The sequence below is a fragment of the Streptosporangium canum genome (assembly GCF_900113865.1).
GTDB classification, from domain to species: domain Bacteria; phylum Actinomycetota; class Actinomycetes; order Streptosporangiales; family Streptosporangiaceae; genus Streptosporangium; species Streptosporangium canum.
In genome coordinates this window covers 44,492-63,316 of sequence record NZ_FOQY01000042.1, presented here as the reverse complement: position 1 = coordinate 63,316, position 18,825 = coordinate 44,492, and the positions used below count along the sequence as shown (strand labels likewise).

At 71.8% G+C, this 18,825-nt stretch carries 12 protein-coding genes; 6 read left to right on the top strand and 6 right to left on the bottom strand.

Annotated elements, in window-relative coordinates:
• Positions 1-779, top strand: a 779-nt coding sequence (gene groEL, locus BM085_RS37690; RefSeq protein WP_143121253.1) for a chaperonin GroEL, incomplete at its 5' end; no start/stop codon positions are given.
• A 182-nt stretch (positions 780-961) separates the two neighbouring features.
• On the opposite strand, the gene BM085_RS37685 is transcribed toward groEL, so the two are convergent.
• Both BM085_RS37685 and BM085_RS37680 read right to left on the bottom strand, forming a co-directional pair.
• A complete protein-coding gene (locus tag BM085_RS37685; RefSeq protein WP_093891562.1) occupies positions 962-2,977 on the bottom strand; it encodes a HelD family protein in 2,016 nt (671 codons plus the stop codon).
• 701 nt (positions 2,978-3,678) lie between these two features.
• Positions 3,679-5,319 carry a DNA repair helicase XPB gene (locus tag BM085_RS37680; protein WP_218158935.1) on the bottom strand — a complete coding sequence of 547 codons (1,641 nt, stop codon included), beginning with the start codon at positions 5,317-5,319 and terminating at the stop codon, positions 3,679-3,681.
• 28 nt (positions 5,320-5,347) lie between these two features.
• Here BM085_RS37680 and BM085_RS37675 point away from each other — a divergent pair, with 28 nt between their 5' ends.
• Positions 5,348-7,027 (top strand): recombinase family protein, encoded by a 1,680-nt coding sequence (locus BM085_RS37675; RefSeq protein ID WP_093891560.1) that lies wholly within the window; start codon positions 5,348-5,350, stop codon positions 7,025-7,027.
• 388 nt (positions 7,028-7,415) lie between these two features.
• Here the strand turns inward: BM085_RS37675 and BM085_RS44955 are convergent, their stop codons facing one another.
• The 3 genes from BM085_RS44955 to BM085_RS37660 form a co-directional block, all read right to left on the bottom strand.
• On the bottom strand, positions 7,416-8,039 hold the full coding sequence (locus tag BM085_RS44955; protein WP_177245470.1) for an MgtC/SapB family protein: 624 nt from the start codon (positions 8,037-8,039) through the stop codon (positions 7,416-7,418).
• A gap of 199 nt (positions 8,040-8,238) precedes the next feature.
• Entirely contained in the window at positions 8,239-10,608 is a 2,370-nt protein-coding gene (locus BM085_RS37665; RefSeq protein ID WP_093891559.1) for a helicase-associated domain-containing protein, read from the bottom strand.
• A 102-nt stretch (positions 10,609-10,710) separates the two neighbouring features.
• The gene (locus BM085_RS37660) at positions 10,711-11,334 is read right to left on the bottom strand and encodes a TetR/AcrR family transcriptional regulator (RefSeq protein WP_031169885.1); all 624 of its coding nucleotides are present in this window, start codon (positions 11,332-11,334) and stop codon (positions 10,711-10,713) included.
• Positions 11,335-11,644: 310 nt separating this feature from the next.
• On the opposite strand from BM085_RS37660, the gene BM085_RS37655 reads away from it, so the two are divergent.
• Both BM085_RS37655 and BM085_RS37650 read left to right on the top strand, forming a co-directional pair.
• Positions 11,645-12,262, top strand: a complete 618-nt coding sequence (locus BM085_RS37655) for an HAD family hydrolase (RefSeq protein ID WP_093891566.1) — start codon at positions 11,645-11,647, stop codon at positions 12,260-12,262.
• A gap of 90 nt (positions 12,263-12,352) precedes the next feature.
• Entirely contained in the window at positions 12,353-12,751 is a 399-nt protein-coding gene (locus BM085_RS37650; RefSeq protein WP_031169890.1) for a cold-shock protein, read from the top strand.
• A 16-nt stretch (positions 12,752-12,767) separates the two neighbouring features.
• On the opposite strand, the gene BM085_RS37645 is transcribed toward BM085_RS37650, so the two are convergent.
• On the bottom strand, positions 12,768-14,375 hold the full coding sequence (locus BM085_RS37645; RefSeq protein ID WP_245789923.1) for an MFS transporter: 1,608 nt from the start codon (positions 14,373-14,375) through the stop codon (positions 12,768-12,770).
• Positions 14,376-14,666: 291 nt separating this feature from the next.
• Between BM085_RS37645 and BM085_RS37640 the strand changes: the two genes are divergently transcribed.
• Positions 14,667-15,503 carry a DUF3027 domain-containing protein gene (locus BM085_RS37640; RefSeq protein ID WP_093891557.1) on the top strand — a complete coding sequence of 279 codons (837 nt, stop codon included), beginning with the start codon at positions 14,667-14,669 and terminating at the stop codon, positions 15,501-15,503.
• Between the two features lie 96 nt (positions 15,504-15,599).
• Complete coding sequence (locus tag BM085_RS37635; protein ID WP_093891556.1) at positions 15,600-18,683, top strand: sacsin N-terminal ATP-binding-like domain-containing protein; 3,084 nt, start codon at positions 15,600-15,602, stop codon at positions 18,681-18,683.
• The last annotated feature ends 142 nt before the right edge of the window (positions 18,684-18,825 follow it).

Here is an 18,825-nt window from a genome sequence, read left to right as displayed (position 1 = left end):
GCCGCAAGGCCATGCTGGGCGACATCGGCATCCTGACCGGCGCCCAGGTCATCAGCGAGGACCTCGGCCTCAAGCTGGAGTCCACCACGCTGGACCAGCTCGGCCGCGCCCGCCAGGTCATCGTCACCAAGGACGAGACCACCATCGTCGACGGTGGCGGCGACGCCGAGCAGATCGCCGGCCGGGTCAACCAGATCCGCGCCGAGATCGACAACACCGACTCCGACTACGACCGCGAGAAGCTCCAGGAGCGTCTCGCCAAGCTGGCTGGCGGCGTGGCCGTCATCAAGGCCGGCGCGGCGACCGAGGTCGAGCTCAAGGAGCGCAAGCACCGCATCGAGGACGCCGTTCGCAACGCGAAGGCGGCCGTCGAGGAGGGCATCGTCCCCGGCGGTGGCGTGGCCCTGCTGCAGGCCGGCGCCAAGGCGTTCGACAAGCTGGAGCTGTCCAGCGACGAGGCCACCGGTGCCGCGATCGTGCGCAAGGCTCTTGAGGAGCCGCTGAAGCAGATCGCCGTCAACGCCGGCCTTGAGGGCGGCGTCGTGGTGGAGAAGGTGCGCAACCTCACCCCGGGTGAGGGCCTGAACGCCGCCACCGGCGAGTACGTCAACATGTTCGAGTCGGGCATCATCGACCCGGCCAAGGTGACGCGTTCGGCTCTGCAGAACGCGGCGTCCATCGCGGCGCTGTTCCTCACCACCGAGGCCGTCATCGCCGAGAAGCCCGAGAAGGCCGGAGCCGCTCCCGCCATGCCGGGCGGCGGCGACATGGACTTCTAAGTCCAGGCGCTTTCACAGAAAGAGGCGACCCCGAGGTGCCGGGGCCGCCTCTTTCCGTGTCCCGGGGCGTGTGCTTTCCGCGTTCACCGGCTTCCACACGTCCCGGGGCGATCCAGAAGGACAGCAATGCGTCGACGTCCGCAATCTGTCCATTTCGCGCTGTTATTTCGATAAATCGGAAATTAGCAGAGCTGGGCGGGGAGCTCCCTGGTGTGCAGGACGGTCAGGGAGGTGACCGCACGGGTCAGGACCACGTAGAGGCGGGCCAGGCCGCGTGGCTCGGCGTCCACGATGTCGGCCGGCTCGACCACGATGACGTGGTCGTACTCAAGTCCCTTGGCCAGGGTCGCCGGGATGACCAGGAGGCGGTGCTCCTCCACCGAGTCGGGGCTCAGCACGCGATGGTCCAGACGGGACAGGCTCTCCGACACCGCCGCGACCGAGGCGTCCGGGACGATGACGCCGATCGATCCCTCGCGGGAGAGCGCCTCCCGCACCGCCTGCGTCAGGGACGTGGCCGGGTCGGGGGCGGGCCGTACCGACAGGGAGCCCACGCCGGGCCGGAGCGACTGGGGCGCGGCCAGGTCCGGGGCGACCGCGGGCAGCAGCCTGGCGGCGTAGTCGAGCACCTCGCGGGGGACACGGAAGCCGAGGGTCAGCTCGGTGACCGCGCCGTCCTCGAAGCCCAGGTGGGTGAGGACCTCGTCCCAGGAACGGGCCGACCAGGGGGTCGTGCCCTGGGCGAGGTCGCCCAGGACGGTGGCCGACCCGGTACGGCAGCGCCGGCCGAGGGCGCGCAGCTGCATCGCGGACAGGTCCTGGGCCTCGTCCACGACCAGATGTCCCAGCGGGGCCGTCCGCTCGATCAGGTCGCCGAGCTCGTCCATCAGCGCGCCGTCGGCCGCCGACCACTTCGCGGAGCGGTGGGACTTCGCCGGCTTGGCCCACAGGAGCAGGGCCTGCTCCGCGGCGGTGAGGTCGTCCTTGGCGGCGGCGGCGAGGAACTCGGGATCGCTGAAGAGCCGGTGGAGCACCTGCTGGGGGGTCAGCTTGGGCCAGACCTGCTCCACGAGCTGCTTGACCGGCTTGGACCGGGCCACCGCGTCCTGGACCCGGTCGTCGGGGGACTCGCCACGCTGCTCCATCCGGACGAGCACCAGGTGGGCCAGCCGCTGGGCGAGAGCCGCCCGGCCGGGGCCGTAACGCGTGGTCCCGCGCAGCGACGCGACGACCTCGCGGACCTCGTGGTCGGCCACCCGGTAGCGGTTGACGCCCTTGGTGAACAGCACACCCTCGGTCGGCTTGACGATGTGCATCCACAGGGCGCGCCTGAGCACCGGCGCGATTCTGGCGTCGCCCTTGACCGTGCTGACCGCGGGATCCTCGGGGGCCGAGTGGTCGCCCAGGATCCCGGCGACCGTGGTCTGGTCGACCTTGACCTCGCCCAGCGCGGGGAGCACCGAGGAGATGTAGGACAGGAAGGCCCGGTTGGGGCCGACGATCATCACGCCGGAGCGGGCGAGCTTCTCCCGGTGGGTGAAGAGCAGGTAGGCCGCCCGGTGCAGGCCGACGGCGGTCTTGCCGGTGCCGGGGGCTCCCTGGACGCAGACGGTCCGGTCCAGTTCGGAGCGGACGATCTCGTCCTGGTCGGGCTGGATCGTGGCGACGATGTCGCGCATCGGCCCGGAGCGGGGCCGCTCGATCTCCTCGGTGAGGAGCCTGCTGTGCTGCGGGGCGCCCCCCTGGTCGAGCGGCTCGTCCTCGTAGGCGGTCAGGTCGCCGCCGTGGTAGCCGAACCGGCGGCGGAGCGCGACGTCCATCGGATCGGACGGGCTGGCCTGGTAGAAGGCCCGAGAGACCGGGGCCCGCCAGTCGATCACCAGGGGGCGGCTGCGGTCGTCGTGGACGTGCCTGCGCCCGACGTAGATGGTGCCGGGAAGGTCGTCGTCCACGGCCCGGTCGAGGCGGCCGAAGAACAGCGGGGTGCCGGAGTGGTCGGCGAGCGCCGCCACCCGCTGGTCCAGCAGCGCCTGCAGGATCTGCTGTGAGACCCAGTCTCCGGCGGCGTCGGAGGAGAGGGACCGGGCGTGCTCGCGCATGGCGCGCAGCGCGGCCCTGGAGGCGGCCAGGTGTTCGCGTTCGGCGGCGAGGGTCTCAGCCGGGTCGGTTATGTCGGGGGCCAATTGATGTGCGGGCACGCGGAAGCGCCTCCCATTCGATAAACGGAGGTGGTGGTCATCAGGCAGCGAATCGACTAGCTTACCGGTGACCTTCACGCGCTCAAAAGGATTAACCCCGGGACCGGACTCCGGGCGCGACGGGTGTCGCGACGAGCGGGCGGATACTTCCCGGCGTACCGACCGTGGCTGATCCGTTCCGCACCGTGTCGCGAAAGTCGCCGCTCCTTTCCGCCCGAGGGCCGAAGACCTCCCCCGAGTCCTGCCCGCGCCACCGGGAACGCCTTCCCGCCGCCGTGCCCGCACCGGTCGCGACGCTCCCTCCCGCCGTGCCCGCGCGGGCCGGAAGGGCGCGGGAGGCGGGGTTCCCGGCCTGTTCGCGGTGGTCGCCGCCCGATACGCGGCGGACTCCGGCAGGCCCCGCGACCCGCCGTGACGGAGGCCGTTCCACGGCCCTCGTGATCACCGCGCCGATCACCCGGGTGATCGCGGAAGGGATTCCGCCCACCGGTGACACGGCATTTCGGTAACCGTGCTGACACCCTCCGTGATTCTGTTCCAAAAACGCGAAAAACCCGGGCAAATCCGGTGACTCCCGCAGATCATGGGGGTATGTCGCCAGTGGCCGTCGCGGCCTAGCGAGGGGGTGGTTTCTTTGTCGAAAGCCTGCGGTATTTCGTGGACCTGATTGACACCGATGACGGCGTGTTCGCCTTGTGAGGCTATTCCCCGGCGAGCACGTCGTCCGCGTCGATGATCTGATAGGCGTATCCCTGCTCGGCCAGGAACCGCTGCCGGTGCGCGGCGAAGTCCTGGTCGACGGTGTCCCGGCTGACCACCGAGTAGAAGCGGGCCCCGCCCCCGTCGGCCTTGGGCCGCAGCACCCGGCCGAGCCGCTGGGCCTCCTCCTGGCGTGAGCCGAAGGTGCCCGACACCTGGATGGCCACCGCCGCCTCCGGCAGGTCGATGGAGAAGTTGGCCACCTTGGAGACGACCAGAACCTGGATCTCCTTGTCACGGAACGCCTGGAACAGCCGCTCCCGCTCCTTGACCTTCGTCTCGCCCTTGATCACCGGTGCGTTCAGGTGCTCGCCGAGCTCGTCGAGCTGGTCGATGTACTGCCCGATGACCAGCACCTGCTCGTCCAGGTGCCGCCGGACCAGCGCCTCGGTCACCCGGCTCTTGGACGGCGTGGTCGCGCAGAACCGGTAGCGCTCCTCGGACTCCGCCATCGCGTAGGCGAGCCGCTCGTCGTCGGTCAGCGTCACCCGGACCTCGACGCAGTCGGCCGGGGCGATCCAGCCCTGGTTTTCCATCTCCTTCCACGGCGCGTCATAGCGCTTGGGGCCGATCAGGGAGAACACGTCCCCCTCCCGGCCGTCCTCGCGCACGAGCGTCGCGGTCAGCCCCACCCGCCGCCGGGCCTGCAGGTCGGCCGTCATCCGGAAGATGGGCGCGGGCAGCAGGTGCACCTCGTCGTAGACGACCAGGCCCCAGTCGCGGGCGTCGAACAGCTCCAGATGGCGGTAGACGCCCTGCCTGCGGGTCGTCATCACCTGGTAGGTGGCGATGGTGACCGGCCGGATCTCCTTCTTGGTGCCGGTGTATTCGCCGATCTCCTCCTCGGTCAGCGAGGTCCGCTTGATCAGCTCCTGCTTCCACTGGTGCGCCGAGACCGTGTTCGTCACCAGGATCAGCGTCGTGGCCTTGGCGTGCGCCATCGCCGCCGCGCCCACGATCGTCTTGCCCGCGCCGCAGGGGAGCACGACCACGCCCGAGCCGCCGTGCCAGAACGCCTCGGCGGCCTCACGCTGGTAGGTGCGCAGCTCCCAGCCGTCCTCGGTCAGGGTGATCGGGTGGTGCTCGCCGTCGACGTATCCGGCCAGGTCCTCGGCCGGCCAGCCCAGCTTGAGCAGGTACTGCTTGATGTTGCCGCGCTCGCTCGGATGCACCGCCACCGCGTCGGCGCCCAGCCGCTCGCCCAGCAGCGGCTGGATCTTCTTGGAGCGCAGCACCTCCTCCAGCACGGCCCGGTCGGTGCTGGTCAGGACGAGCCCGTGGACGGGATCCTTCTCCAGCCGGAGCCTGCCGTAGCGCGCCATGGTCTCGGCGATGTCCACCAGCAGCGCGTGCGGCACCGGGTAGCGGCTGTAGCCGATCAGCGCGTCGACCACCTGCTCGGCGTCGTGCCCGGCGGCCCGCGCGTTCCACAGGGCCAGCGGGGTGATCCGGTAGGTGTGCACGTGCTCGGGGGCACGCTCCAGCTCGGCGAAGGGCGCGATCGCCTTGCGGCACTCGTCGGCCCTGTCATGGCCGACTTCGAGTAGCAGGGTTTTGTCGGATTGGACAATCAAGCAGGACACGCATACCTCCGGATAGGATCTCCTAGCCATGAACGACGGTACCCCCGCTATCCCTTCCACGCTGCCAGAATCCCTGGTCCGTGCACTGCCACGTGCACGCCGCAAGGTCGCTAGGACGGGGACCGCTCGTGGGCTCCGGGCGGCGATCTACGTCCGTCTCTCGCGGGAAACCGATGAGTCCACCTCCCCGGAACGGCAGCTTGCAAAGTGTCGCGAGTACTGCAAGCGGCACGGCTGGAATGTGGTGATCGTCGAAGAAGACATCGACGTATCGGGGTTCTCGGGCGGGCTGGACCGCAAGGGGCTCAAGCGCATAATGACGCGGTTCGACGAGATCGACGTCAGCGTCTTCTTCAAGATCGACCGTCTGTCCCGGTCTCTGGTGGACTTCGCGGAGATCATGAAGCAGACAAAGGAAAAGGGCGTAGCCCTGGCCTCCGCGACGGAACCTCTCGACCTGACCGATTCCGTCAGCGAGGCGATGGCGAAGATCATTGCCATCTTCGCGGAACTGGAGGCGGCAACGATCGGACTCCGCGTCGCGAGTGCTCATGAGCATCTACGGCGTGAAGGCCGGTGGACTGGTGGACGCACACCGTACGGTTATCGCTCGGTTCCGAATCCGAACGGTCCTGGCCGGGTGCTGGAAGTCAACCCCGACGAGGTGGAGATCCTCCGCGAGGTCACCTCGCGGGTGCTCGCGAAGGAGTCCCTGATTGCGATTGCCCGGGACCTGACTGAACGGGGCGTCCCGTCGCCGGGGCATCCATCGCGTTCGACGGGGACGAGCAACCGTGCGAGCCGTGGAAAGTCGCACGGTTGGTACACCCCGACCACACGAGCGGTTCTTACCTCGCCTCATCTGCTCGGATACATCATCGATGATGGTGAAGTGATCAAGGGAACGGACGGTCTTCCGTTCGTAGGCCGCCCTCCGGTGATGGACTTGGACACATGGCAGGCTCTACAGGATGAGCTGGCGCGGCGAAAGAATCCGCAGGACCGTCGCCGGGCTGGTACGGCACTGCTGCGGGGCGTTCTCGTGTGCGTCGTGTGCAGCAGCCGAATGTACTCCTACGTGTCTAACGGGCGGCTTCGTTACCGGTGCATCGGGGCTTTGAAAAACCGTCAGACCGCCGGGGGTACACCATGTATCGGTCCGTCGATCGCCGCGCAGGCCATTGAAGACCACGTGACCAAGCGGTTCTTGGAAGAGATCGGGCGCGTCGAGATCGTGGAGGAGCGCGCTTACGCGGGAGAGGACTACCGTGCCGAGATCCGGCAGGCAGAAGAAGCCCTGGACGAGTTGGAAGCGGACCGCTACGAACGCGGTGTCTTCTCTGGTGAGAACGGACCTGCTCGCTTCGCGAAGCTCTACGCAGATACGGAGGGCCGCCTAGCCAACCTCCGTGAAATGCAGGCCAATGCGAAGCCGGGAGGGGTGGAGCTTGTTCCTACGGGGCGGACGTTCGGCGAAGTTTGGGCGCACGAAGGTACGGAGGGCAAGCGCGACCTCTTGTTGCGCGCGGGCGCGTTCGTGGAGGTTGCCCCGGCATTGAAGGGGGGCAAGACGGTAGACCCTCGCCGATTCGCTATCTGGTTTGGCGACGAGGGTCGTCTCCGCCGGGCCGCGTCGGGCGGTGACGAGGACAAACTGACGGCGGTTGTCGATGACATCACTGCCGGGATGGTCGCGGCCGACGACTGATTAAATTGCGCCTGCATCGTGCCGTGCTCCCCGAAGGGAACGCGGCCTTTTCGCGTTCCCTGGGCCGTCTGAGCGTCGCGGGCACGGTGCCTGCCGAGAGGTTCGGCCTAACACCTTCCCTCTCCGGGACTGGTACTCCCCATGCCGGGCTGTTCGGCCCGGCGCCGACGAGCAGTCCACTCGGGATCCGGTGGGCCGGCAGGGGAGACACATGCGTGAACTGAACGCGGGCGCCGACACGGAAACGCATCGCAAGGCCCTGTTGGCTGCTTTGGAACGGCTGCGGCATCTCTCCGAGACTGACCCGGTGCTGCGTCCGCTTACCGGCTCGACACTCCCCGCTCCGTATGTACAACAGAGATAAGCCTCCCGGCAGTCCCCGATCCGCTCAGTTGTCGAACGCGCCGTTGACACCCGCGACGATGAGGGCGCCGAAGCCCAGGACGACCAGGGCGACGTTGATGCCGATGCCGATCCAGGTCCACTTGAGGAGGTTCCTGGCGCTCCGGGGGTCGGTGTCGACCTTGCCCAGCGCGATGCCGGACATGATGGCTCCGGCGATGCCGCCGAGGCTGATGTAGCAGCTCAGGGCCAGCACGATGCTGATGACGAGCGCGACGATCGCGTGGGTCCGGACGCCGTCGTTGTTCTGGCGTGGCGGGGTGCCGTAGCCGTAGCCCGGCTGCCCGTAGGGCTGCTCTCCGTAGCCCGGACCGTAGCCCTGGTCGCCGTAGCCTTGACCGTAGCCCTGGCTCTGGTCGCCGTAGCCCGGACCGTAGCCCTGAGCCTGCTGACCGTAACCCTGGCCCTGGCCGTAGCTCTGGTCCTGACCGTAACCCTGGCCGTAGCCCTGGGGCTGCTGGCCGTAGCCCGGCTGCTGGTGTCCCTGGCCGGGCTGCTGGCCGTACTCGGGCTGCTGGCCGTACCCGGGCGTCTGGCCGGGGCCGGTGCTGTAGGGGCTCTTCCAGTCATCTGGGTTCGTGCTGGGGCCCTCAGGTGTGCCGCTGCTCACTGTGAGTCTCTCGCTTCTCTTGAGCTGGGAATATCAAGAAATATCACGATATGGGGCCTATGCCCTCTGTTGTAGGCGGATGACGCCGGTCGCATCCGGCCGGGACCGGACCGGGTGAGAGCCTTCCTACCAGGGCGGACGGCGGGACGTCTGCGCCCCGTGACCGGGGCGGCGAATCCGCGATCGAGGAAGCCCCCCATCAGTTGATGTCGGCGATGCCGGTGATGCGGTGCAGGGCGAAGCGGTGCACCGCCGCCCGGGTCTCGTCGTAGGCGGTGAGATAGCCGCCCTCCATCCGGGCGGGCTCCAGGATCCGGCTGGTGGCGTTGCCCTGGGAGTCGAGGTAGCCGATCCAGACCTGGGAGCCCTGCCGGATGGCCTCGCGCAGCGCGACGATGGTGGCGGTCGCAGGGGAACGCGGGACCTGGCCGGCGGGGGCCTCCACCGGCGCCCGGCGTGCCCGGTGCGCGGCGTCGCCCGCGCGGACGGCGCGTACGGCCGCCGCCACGACGTCGGCCTCCAGGCCGTTGAACGTCGCCGAGGAACGGACGAGGGGCTGGCCGTCGGTCCTGCGGACGTCGAGCTGGGTGATGATCACGTCACCGTCCAGGGACTCGGAGGCCGGGGCGTAGCCCATCGCGCGCAGCGAGTCGACCAGGGTCGGACGGGAGGTCTTGGAGGCGATCACGGTGGGGGCGAGGCGGCGCAGCCGCAGCGGGAGGGCACGCCTGTCGGCCATCACCTCGTCCAGCAGCGAGGGATCGTCGCACCGCACGTAGGCGCTCGCCGTACCGACGCGCATGCGGCCGTGGCGGCGGGCCACGTCCGTGACCAGGTAGCCGAGCGGCTGCGGGACCGGCGTGGTGGAGTGCCGCTCCAGCATGGCCAGCATCTCGTCGGCGCTCTGCCCCGCGTCCAGCGCCCGCCGGATCGACCGCTCGTCGAACCGGTAGACCGTCGCGCCGCCGGTGGACTCCACCTCGGCCGCCAGCGCCAGCCACCGCCTCAGGTCGCTGGTGAGCGGTCCGGGGGCCACGGCGGTCAGGTCGGCCTGCAGCAGGACGTGGTCGAGTGGCTCGGGCAGCAGCGGGGCCAGGAGCCGGCCCGCCGACATCGTGCGGTCGCAGCCGGGGAGCAGGGCGCGGCCGTGGTCCACGACCGTGCCGAGGCCGGTCACCCCGATCTGCTCCGCCTCGCGCAGCGTGAACTCCACCAGCTGGTCGCGGTGGCCGCCGCGCCGGCGGGGCTGCTCCCAGGCCAGGCGCTCGCGCACCGACTCCAGGGTGGGGGCCAGACCGGGGCCGGCGACGGCGAGCATGCCCAGGGTGGCGGTGCGGACCTCGGCGGCGGCCGAGCGGCGCAGGTCGGGATGGAGGGCGTTGAGCAGGCGGTCGCGCTCGTCACGCTCGCCGATCACTCCGGGCACCCGGTCCATGGTGAGCCAGGTCGTGGCCAGCACCGTCCAGCGGTCCTCGGTGCCCTTCACCCGCCAGCCGTCGTAGGCCGGGGTGGGCAGCCATTCGCCGTCCACCGCGCCGCTGGCGGCCACCAGCCCGGCCGCGTGCGCCACTTCGACGACCAGACCCGTCACCCACTCGGGCAGGTCGAGCAGGATCGAGGCCCGCTTCAGGTCGCGTACGGCCAGGCCGCCGCTGCGGAGCACGCCGGGAGGGTCGACGCTCCACCGTTCGCACAGCTCCTCCACCGCGCGGGTGAACGCGAACGCCTGCCCGGCGGCCGTGCGGTCGGCGAGCCCCTGGTCGCGCACGGCGCCGTCGAGCGCGGGAGGGACGGGGGAGAGGTCACGGTGGATCCGGCCGCCGCGCAGGGCCAGGGCGACCTCGCGGGGCAGGACGACGGTCTCCTCGCCGGTGGCGCCGAGCAGCGCGCGGGAGAGCAGCTGCTCGATCGGCGACTGGGCGGTGTCGGTCCGCACCTCCCGGCGCGCGTTGGGCACCCGGCCGCTGGCCGGCCCCCAGGCCAGCTCGTTGAGCGCGGAGCGGGCCTGCGGTGAGACGTCCTGGATCAGCCGTCCGACGATTTCCGGGTCGCTGAGCAGCCGGGCGAGGGTCTCCTTGGTGCCGTCGCCGTCGCCGCCGACGTCCTCGACCAGCTCGGCCAGACGCTCGGCGGGATGGTGCCTGAACACCTCCACCGCCGGCGGGCCGAGCCCAGCGGGCGCTTCGAGGACCTCCCGCACGCCGGGAGCCGGCGCCAGGGCCTTGTCGGGCCCGTAGACCAGGGCCAGGGTCCGCAGCCGCTCGACCGTCTCCCTGAGCGCGACCTGGAACGCCGGGTCCGCCGCGCCCCGCAGCGCGCGGGCCATCTGGGCGCGCAGCGTCCGGTGGGCGACCGGTGACGGGAGCACGGCCAGCGTCTCGATGACCGAGAGCGTGAACAGGTCGAGCCGGTCGAGCACGCGGCCGATCGCCGACGGGCTGCCCGCCCGCGCGGCCAGTCCTTCGAGGTGTGCCGGGACCGGGGTGATGAGCTCGGGTCGCACGGCGACGAGAGCCCGCAACTGGTCATCGCTCCGGCCGCGCAGCCACTCGGTGAACTCCGTGCTCATTCCGTCAATGGTAGGAGGCCTTACCGACAGAGCGGGGCTTGGGGAAAATCCGGTTTCATACGATCGGCCGCGGATGAGGGGGAAACGACGGCCCTCCCCGGTTCAGCCGATCGCCTGGACGGCCGGGCGTGGCAGCAGCCCGAGCGCCAGGCGCACCCAGGAGGCGACGAAACGATCACGTTCCGCGCGTCCGGGGGGCTCGCCCACGATCTCCTGGAAAAGCCGGTAGTGGACCACCGCGCCGCCGAGCACGGCGCCGATCCCGGGCCAGTCGAGGTCGGCTCCGGCGTATTCGGGCTGGGCGCGGAACCAGGTGGTGATCGCGTCGAACATGGGTTGCAGCAGCCCCTCGCGGACGATCGCCACCAGTTCGGGGAACTGGCTCAGGTCGCGGAAGAAGACGCGCGTCAGCTCGCTCTCCTCGCGGACCTTGGCCAGACCCGCCTTGCACAGGTGCGCCAGGCGCTCCTCGATGTCGACCGAGGGGTCGACGGCGCTCATCTCGGTCAGGGTCTCGGCGATCTGTGTCCGGGTCCGGGCGGCGTGCTCGTTCATCGCCGCCGCCAGCACCTCGTACTTGGACTTGAAGTGCCGGTAGAGCCCCCCGGCGCCGGGGGACAGCCCGGAGGCGGCCTCGATCTCCGCCACCGAGGTCGCCGAGTAGCCTCGTTCGGCGAACAGGCGCAGGGCCTCGTCGATGATCCGCTCGCGTGTCGATCTGGTCATTTCTCTGCCGATACCTCCCCCTTGACCCTATCCAGTGCCGAGCCCGTCGGCTCTCGGCGCGCCGGACCCGGCGCGCGGCGGGCGGCGGGGCGGGCTGGACGGGAAGGCGGGGCCGGCCGCGAGACGGCCGCCGGACTGCTCGGCGCCACCGTCCTCCCCGCTGGGCACGTTCCTCCTGAAAGGGTTCCACAGCAGGTGGCGCCGCGTACAGCGGCTCAGGATTACCTCTGTTCCCAACAGATTTGGCATGCTTCGAGGGTTCAGCGGAGCAGACCCTCCGCGAAGCGGACGGGGAGTGGTGATCGGCCGGATGAGCTCGGTGGGGTTCGACCTGGACATGACCCTCGCGGACACGCGCGCGGGCATCGCCGCCGTCTACGACGAGCTGGCACTGCGCATGGGCGTGTTCATCGACAGCGCGGCGGTGGTGGCCAGGCTGGGGCCGCCGCTGGAGTGGGAGCTGGCCAACTGGCTGCCCCCGGAGGAGATCCCCGCGGCCGTCGCCGTCTTCCGGTCGCTGTACCCCTCGATGGCCGTCCCGGTCACCACCCTCATGCCCGGCGCGCGCGAGGCCGTCGAGGCCGTACGGCGGGCCGGCGGCCGGGTCATCGTGGTGACGGGCAAGAACACCCTCGACGCGACCAGGACGGTCGGATTCCTCGGTCTGGACGTGGACGAGATCGCCGGATCGGTCTTCGGGCCCGCGAAGGGCCCGGCCCTGGCGACCTTCGGCGCGGCGGCCTATGTCGGAGATCATGTCGCCGACATCGAGGCGGCACGGGCGGGGGGCGCCGCCAGCGTGGCGGTGGCGACCGGCCTCTACCCGGCGGGAGAGCTGCATGATCACGGAGCCGATGTGGTGCTCGGCGATCTGACCGAGTTCGCCGAGTGGTTCGACGGCTGGCGAACCCCTGCCGCACTGGTGTAATTCAGGCCGGATTAGACGGTCGCCCTCGGCCTCCGCTGGGCATAACCTACATCCATTCCTTTTCACGACAGTCTGAACGAGGTCACCCCTGTGCCGAGTGGCAAGGTCAAGTGGTATGACGCCGACAAGGGTTTCGGCTTCCTCACCCGCGACGACGGCGGTGAGGTCTTCGTGCATTCTTCCGCGCTGCCCGGTGGCGTGGACTCCCTCAAGCCGGGCCAGAAGGTCGAGTTCGGCGTCGCCGAAGGACGCCGTGGCCAGCAGGCGCTCTCGGTCCGCGTGATCGACCAGCCTCCCACGCTCGCCAAGGCCGCCAAGCCCAAGGGCAAGCGCAAGAAGCCCGACGAGATGGTCGTCATCGTGGAAGACCTGATCAAGCTCCTGGACGCGGTCTCCACGTCCTACCAGAAGGGCAAGCACCCCGAGGCCGTGCACGCCAAGAAGATCGCCGCCGTGCTCCGCGCGGTGGCCGACGACCTGGACGACTGACCTCCTCCCCGGCGGCTCAGCCGTGGGGGTTGGTCAGCGGCTTGGTCCGCTTCTCCGCCGCGGGGTCCTCGCGCCGCACGACCGCGGTCGTCGTTCCCGCGGCATCCGGTCGGCGGCGCTCCCGGGGAGCCGGCGACCGGTCGTCGGCAGGGGCCGCGGGAGTGCCGGGGGCATCGGGAGCGTCGGGGGCCCCGGCCCGGGCGGCCTCGACCCTGGCGTCCCTCGCCTGGACTCGCCCGCGCCGCCGTACCAGCAGCCAGCCGAGCGAGCCGCCCAGCACCGCGGCCATCACCGCGAGCCCGGCCGGGCCGGAGGCGAACAGCGACAGCAGCAGGCCGGCCAGCCCGCCGAGCACCCACGCGATCTGCAGGAACGCCTCCACCACGCCGAAGGTGGACGAGCGCACCTCCTCGCCGATCTCGCGCTGCACGATCGCGTCCAGGGCGAGCTTGCCCAGTCCCTGGGCGAACGCGGACACCAGGGCGACGGCCACCACGGTCCACAGGTTGAACACGACCACCGCCACCACCGTGGTCACGGCCGACAGCGCCAGCGTCGACAGCACGATCAGCTGCGGGGAGCGGCTGCGCACCCAGGAGGCCACCACCGTCCCGGTCAGCCCGCCGACTCCGGCGGCCACGGCCAGCGCGCCGATCGTGACCGTCGGGGCGAAGCCGGGCAGCTTCCCGTCCTGCACGAGGAAGAGCAGGTAGAACAGGAGGAACCCGGAGTAGAGGCGGATGGCCACGTTGGCCTTCATCGCCTCGGCGACCACCGGACCCACGTTCAGCAGGGTGCGCCAGCGGTGCGGACGCCTGCCGCCCTCCTCCAGCTCCTCAAGGTCGGGGGAGTCCACGTGGCGCGGGAGCCGTACGGCCAGGACGCCCTGGAGCAGGAAGAGCACCGTCGCCCCGCGCAGCACCCACTCGGCGCCGAGCCAGGCGCTGACGCCCGCGCCGACCGGGACCGCGACGCCGGCCGCGACCAGCGCGAACAGGGCGACCCTGGCGTTGGCGGTGACCAGCGCGATGTCGGCGGGCAGCACGTTCGGCATGATCGCCGCACGGGAGACGTTGTAGGCCTTCGACAGCACCAGCACGGCCAGCGCCGCGGGGAAGATGGTGAACACGTCGCCCGGGACGACCGCCGCCGCCATCGCGAAGCAGAGCAGTCCGCGCCCGAACAGGGTGCCCGCCATCACGAAGCGCCGGCCCGAGCGGAACCGGTCGAGGACCGGGCCGACGAACGGCGCGACCACCACGAAGGGGATCATCGTGATCAGCAGGTAGAGCGCGACCTGGCCCCGGGCCTCGTTCACCGGGAGCTTGAACAGGGTCCCGGCCAGGGCCGCGGTGACCAGCGCGTCGCCGGCGCTGTGCGCGGCGGTCAGCTCGATCAGCTGGCCCAGCCCCGTGCGGCCCGCGCCCTGGGCATGGGTCAGCCGCCGCGCGGCCTTGCCGACCCGCTGCGTCCCGCTCGCCGCGCCACGCCCGGCCCGCGCGGTCGCCCGCCCCGTGCTCCGGCCCGCGCGCACCGTGGCCCGTCCCGCCTCGGCGGCCGAGCGGCCGATCAGACGTGAGACCTCGCCCGCCGTCTTTCGCGCTCGTTCCCACCCATTTGCCACGCATCCAGTCTTACCCGATTGACATCGACTCCATCGCCGCGGCACGGGAGCCCCGCCCGTCACAGACGGGCGTCGCCGTCTCACATCCGCGGGGGGACAGGCCGTCACGGGGCGGCTGAAGTCGGAGGTTTCCGCCTCTGAGGACCGGCGACGGGCGAATCGTCGGGTGCAGTAGGACGGTACCGGTGCAGTACGCTCCGGGCATAGGTGAGAATGAACTGTGAGTCAGCGCAGCGAGCGAGCCAGAAAGCACAGCGGCCGTCGGGTTGCGAGGCCGACGGAGGAGAACTCGTGAGCCGTACTCGATCCCGCACAGCGCCCCTCGACGCGGCATGCGTCGCCGCCGTCGACCTGGCCCGCTCCGCCATCGAGGAGACCGTCGGGCCCGCCCAGGTGGGCGAGCACCTCGGTGTCGAGGGCGAGGGCGAGCGTGTCGTCACCCATTACTTCGCCTGTCTCGACCACGCCTATCGGGGCTGGCGCTGGGCCGTCACCGTCGCCCGGGCCTCCCGCGCGCGCAACGTGACGGTCAGCGAGGTCGTGCTCCTGCCCGGCGCCGGCGCGCTGCTGCCCCCGGAGTGGGTGCCGTGGAGCGAGCGGCTCCGTCCCGGCGACCTCGGGGTGGGCGACCTGCTGCCCACCGCCGCCGACGACGACCGGCTGGCCCCCGGCTTCACCGAGACCGCCGACGACTCCGAACGTCAAATGATCTTCGAGTACGGCCTCGGCCGGGCCCGGGTGCTCTCCCCGATCGGCCGTGACCGCGCCGTGCGGCGCTGGCACTCCGGCGAGTCCGGCCCGCACACCCCGCTCGCGCACGCCGCCCCCGCCCAGTGCTCCACCTGCGGCTTCTACTGGCCGCTGGCCGGCGCGCTGGGGACCGGCTTCGGTGTCTGCACCAACGAGTACGCCCCCGACGACGGCCGCGTGGTCGCCGCCGACCACGGCTGCGGCGCGCACTCCGAGGCGGCCGTGCTGCCGCACCAGGTCGAGCCGACCTCGCCGATCCTCGACGACCTCGCCTACGACCACCTTCCCGAGGACTCCCCGGAGGCGGACCTGGCCGGTTCCGCGGACCTGGCCGGCTCGGTGGACGACACCGACACCGAGCCACTGGGTCATTCCTGACCTGACGCCTCTCCCGCAGGCCGCCGGGTCGTCCCTGGCCCGGCCGGCTGCCGTGCGACGTGACCCGCGGGCCCTTCGACCTTTGGACTCTTCGCTGTGACTGACATTTTCGGCACCGACCGACTGCGCTCCGCCGTGCTGGCGGCCTGGACGGCCTCGCCCGCGCGTTTCCGTGAGGACGCCAACGCCGAGGAGGACTTCGCGCTCGGCGGCTACCGCGACCGGCTGATCGTCGAGCTCGCCCAGAACGCCGCCGACGCCGCGCTCCGCGCGGGGGTGCCCGGACGGCTCCGCCTGTCGCTGCGCGAGGGGGTGCTGTCGGCCGCCAACACCGGCGCCCCGGTGGACGCGGCCGGGATCGAGGGCCTGTCCACGCTCCGGGTCTCCGGCAAGCGGGACGAGTCCGGCATGGCCGGCCGGTTCGGCGTCGGCTTCGCGGCCGTGGTGTCGGTCACCGACGAGCCGGTGATCGGCTCGCTCGGGTCCGGGGTCGTCCGCTGGTCGCGCGACCAGACCACGGCCCTGGTGGCGGCCGAGCCCGCGCTCGCCCGGGAGCTCACCGACCGCGACCGGCACGTGCCGCTGCTGCGCCTGCCGTTCCCCGCCGGCCCGGTGGAGGTCCCCGGCGGGTTCGACACGCTCGTACGGCTGCCGCTGCGTGACAGGGCGGCCGAGGACGCGGTCCGGCGGATGCTGGCGGAGACCGGCCCCGCGCTGCTGCTCGGCCTGCCCGCGCTGGAGTCGATCGAGATCGATGTGGACGGCGAGGTCCGGACGGTCCTGCCGGACGGCTGGAAGGTGGTGTCGGCCTCCGGGCGGTTCGCGCCGGAGCAGGTGGCCGAGCTGTTCGCCGACCGGCCCACCGAGGAGCGGTCCCGGCCCCACTGGCTGGTCCGCTGGGCCGTCCCCGTCGGCGGATCCGCCGACGGGACCTCGGCCGGAGCCCCGGGCGGTCCGCAGGAGGGCGAGCCCCGGCCGCTGCCCGCGCGGGTGCCGCCCGTGGTGCACGCGCCGACGCCGAGCGACGAACCGCTGGACCTGCCCGCGCTGCTGATCGCCTCGTTCCCGATGGCCACCGACCGGCGGCACGTGGCCATGGGCCCGCTGACCGACTTCCTGGTCGAGCGGGCCGCCGAGGCCTATCTCGAACTGCTCGGCGGGCTGCCCCGCACGCCCAAACTGCTCGATCTCGTCCCCGGCCTGATGGGCAAGGGCGAGCTCGACGCCCACATCCGCCGGGCGATCCTGCGCAGGCTCCCCGCCACCCCGCTGCTGCCCGCTCTCTCCCCGCCCGCCGACGCCGAGGGACCGCCCGCCGGCGGCGACCTGGTCGTGGCGGGACGGCAGGCGTCCGTGGTCGCGGCCCCGGCCGAGCTGCTGGAGAAGATCGCCGGCATGGTGCCCGGCCTGCTGCCCGCCGGGTGGCCGTCCCGGCACCCCGCCGTCAACGCGCTCGGCGTGAAGCGGGTGGAGCTCGCCGACGTCGTGGACATGCTCTCCGGCGACGCCGTCAAGGACAGGGACCCGGCCTGGTGGCGGTCGCTGTACGAGGTGCTGCCGGCCGACGACCCCGAGGCGCTCGGCGCGCTGCCGGTGCCGCTGGCCGACGGCCGCCTGGTCCGGGGGCCGCGCGGCACGCTGCTGCTGAGTGACGGCTCCGCCCTGGACCCGGCCGTGCTCGCCCCGCTCGGGCTGCGCGTCGTCCACCCGGACGCCGCCCACCGGCTGCTGCTGCGGCTCGGCGCGGGCGAGGCGACACCCCGGACGGTCCTGGAGGACCCGCTGACCCGTGCCGCGGTCGCGCAGTCCCTGGACAGCCCCGAAGCGGAGCCGGTGGCTCAGGCCGTCCTCGCGCTGGTGGAGGCCGCGGGGCTGGCCACGGGTGAGGCTCCGTGGCTGTCGGAGCTGGCGCTGCGCGGCGCCGACGGCGAGCTGTACCCGGCCGGTGAGCTGCTCCTGGCCGATGGGTCGCTGGCCGGGCTGCTGGACCAGGAGACGCATTTCGGCACCGCCGCGCCCGAGCTGGTGGAGCGGTACGGCCCCCGGGTGCTGGCCGCGGCCGGAGTGCTCGACGGCTTCGCCGTGGTGAACGACGCCGACGTCATGCTCGACCCGGACGAGTGCGACCACGACCTCGACCGTGAGGACGAGTGGCTGGAGGCGGTTCTCGACCTGCTGCCGGAGATGGACGTGCCGCCGGTCGCCAGGGAGTTCTCCGCCATCCGCGACCTGGAGTACGTCGCGGACTGGCCCTCGGCGCTCGCCCTGCTGTCGCGCCCGCCGCTCCGCTCGGTCCTGCACCCGCTGCGGGTCCTGGTCGCGGGCGAGGTCGTGGAGGTGCCCTCCTACACCGCCTGGTGGCTGTCCACCCACCCGGTGCTGGGCGGCAGGCGCCCCACCGAGCTGCGGCTCCCGGCCGGCGACCCCCTGCTGTTCGGCCTGTACGGCGACGCCCCCTCGGGCATCGACGAGGCCGCGCTGGCGATGATCGGCGTCCGGAGCACGCTGCCCGACCTCCTCGCCTCGCACGGCGGCCCCGACGAGCTCCTGGAGCTGCTGGCCGACCCCTCGATCGAGGTGGACCGCGCCCAGCTCCGGGCCCTGTGGGTGGCTCTGGCCGCCGTCGCCCCCGCCCGGGTGGCGCCTCCTCGCGCGGTCCGCGCCGTCCTCGACGGTCAGATCGTCGTCGCCGACGCCGAGGACGGCCACCTGCTGTCCGGCGGGGCCGAGGGCAAGGCGGGCGAGCCGGTCGTGGTGGAAGCGCCGGACCTGCTCCCGCTGGTCGCGGGCCGGCCGCTGATCCTGGCCCCGTTCGACCTGGCCGAGGCGCTGTCGGAGCTGCTCGACCTGCCGCTGGCGGGGGAGGAGGCAGCCGGTGAGGTGACCTCCACGGGCACGGTCCGCGAGGTCCTGCCCGCCGTGCGGTCACTGCTGCCGGGCGCGCCCGCGACCTACGTGGAGCACGACAAGCTGCTCGTGGACGGCGTCCCCGCCGCCTGGCGGTTCTTCGAGGGCACGGTGCACGCCGAGGGTGTGGAGGGTCTGGCCCGCGGGCTCGCGTGGGCGTCGGGCCAGTGGGGCGACCGGCTGGCGGCCGCGGCGCTGCTGCGCGACCCGGCCGCGGTGCCGTTGCTGCTCGCCGAGTCCGACCTGGACAGCTGGACCGCCTCGACCGGTTAGCCCGCCCCGCCCCGGGGCCGCGCGGAGGAGTCGTGCGCGGGCCGCGTGGAGGAGTCGTGCGCGGGCCGCGCGGGGGCTGTGCCGGAGTCGTGCGCGGGCTGTGTGCGGGAGCCGTACCCGAGCCGCGCGGGGGCTGTGCAGC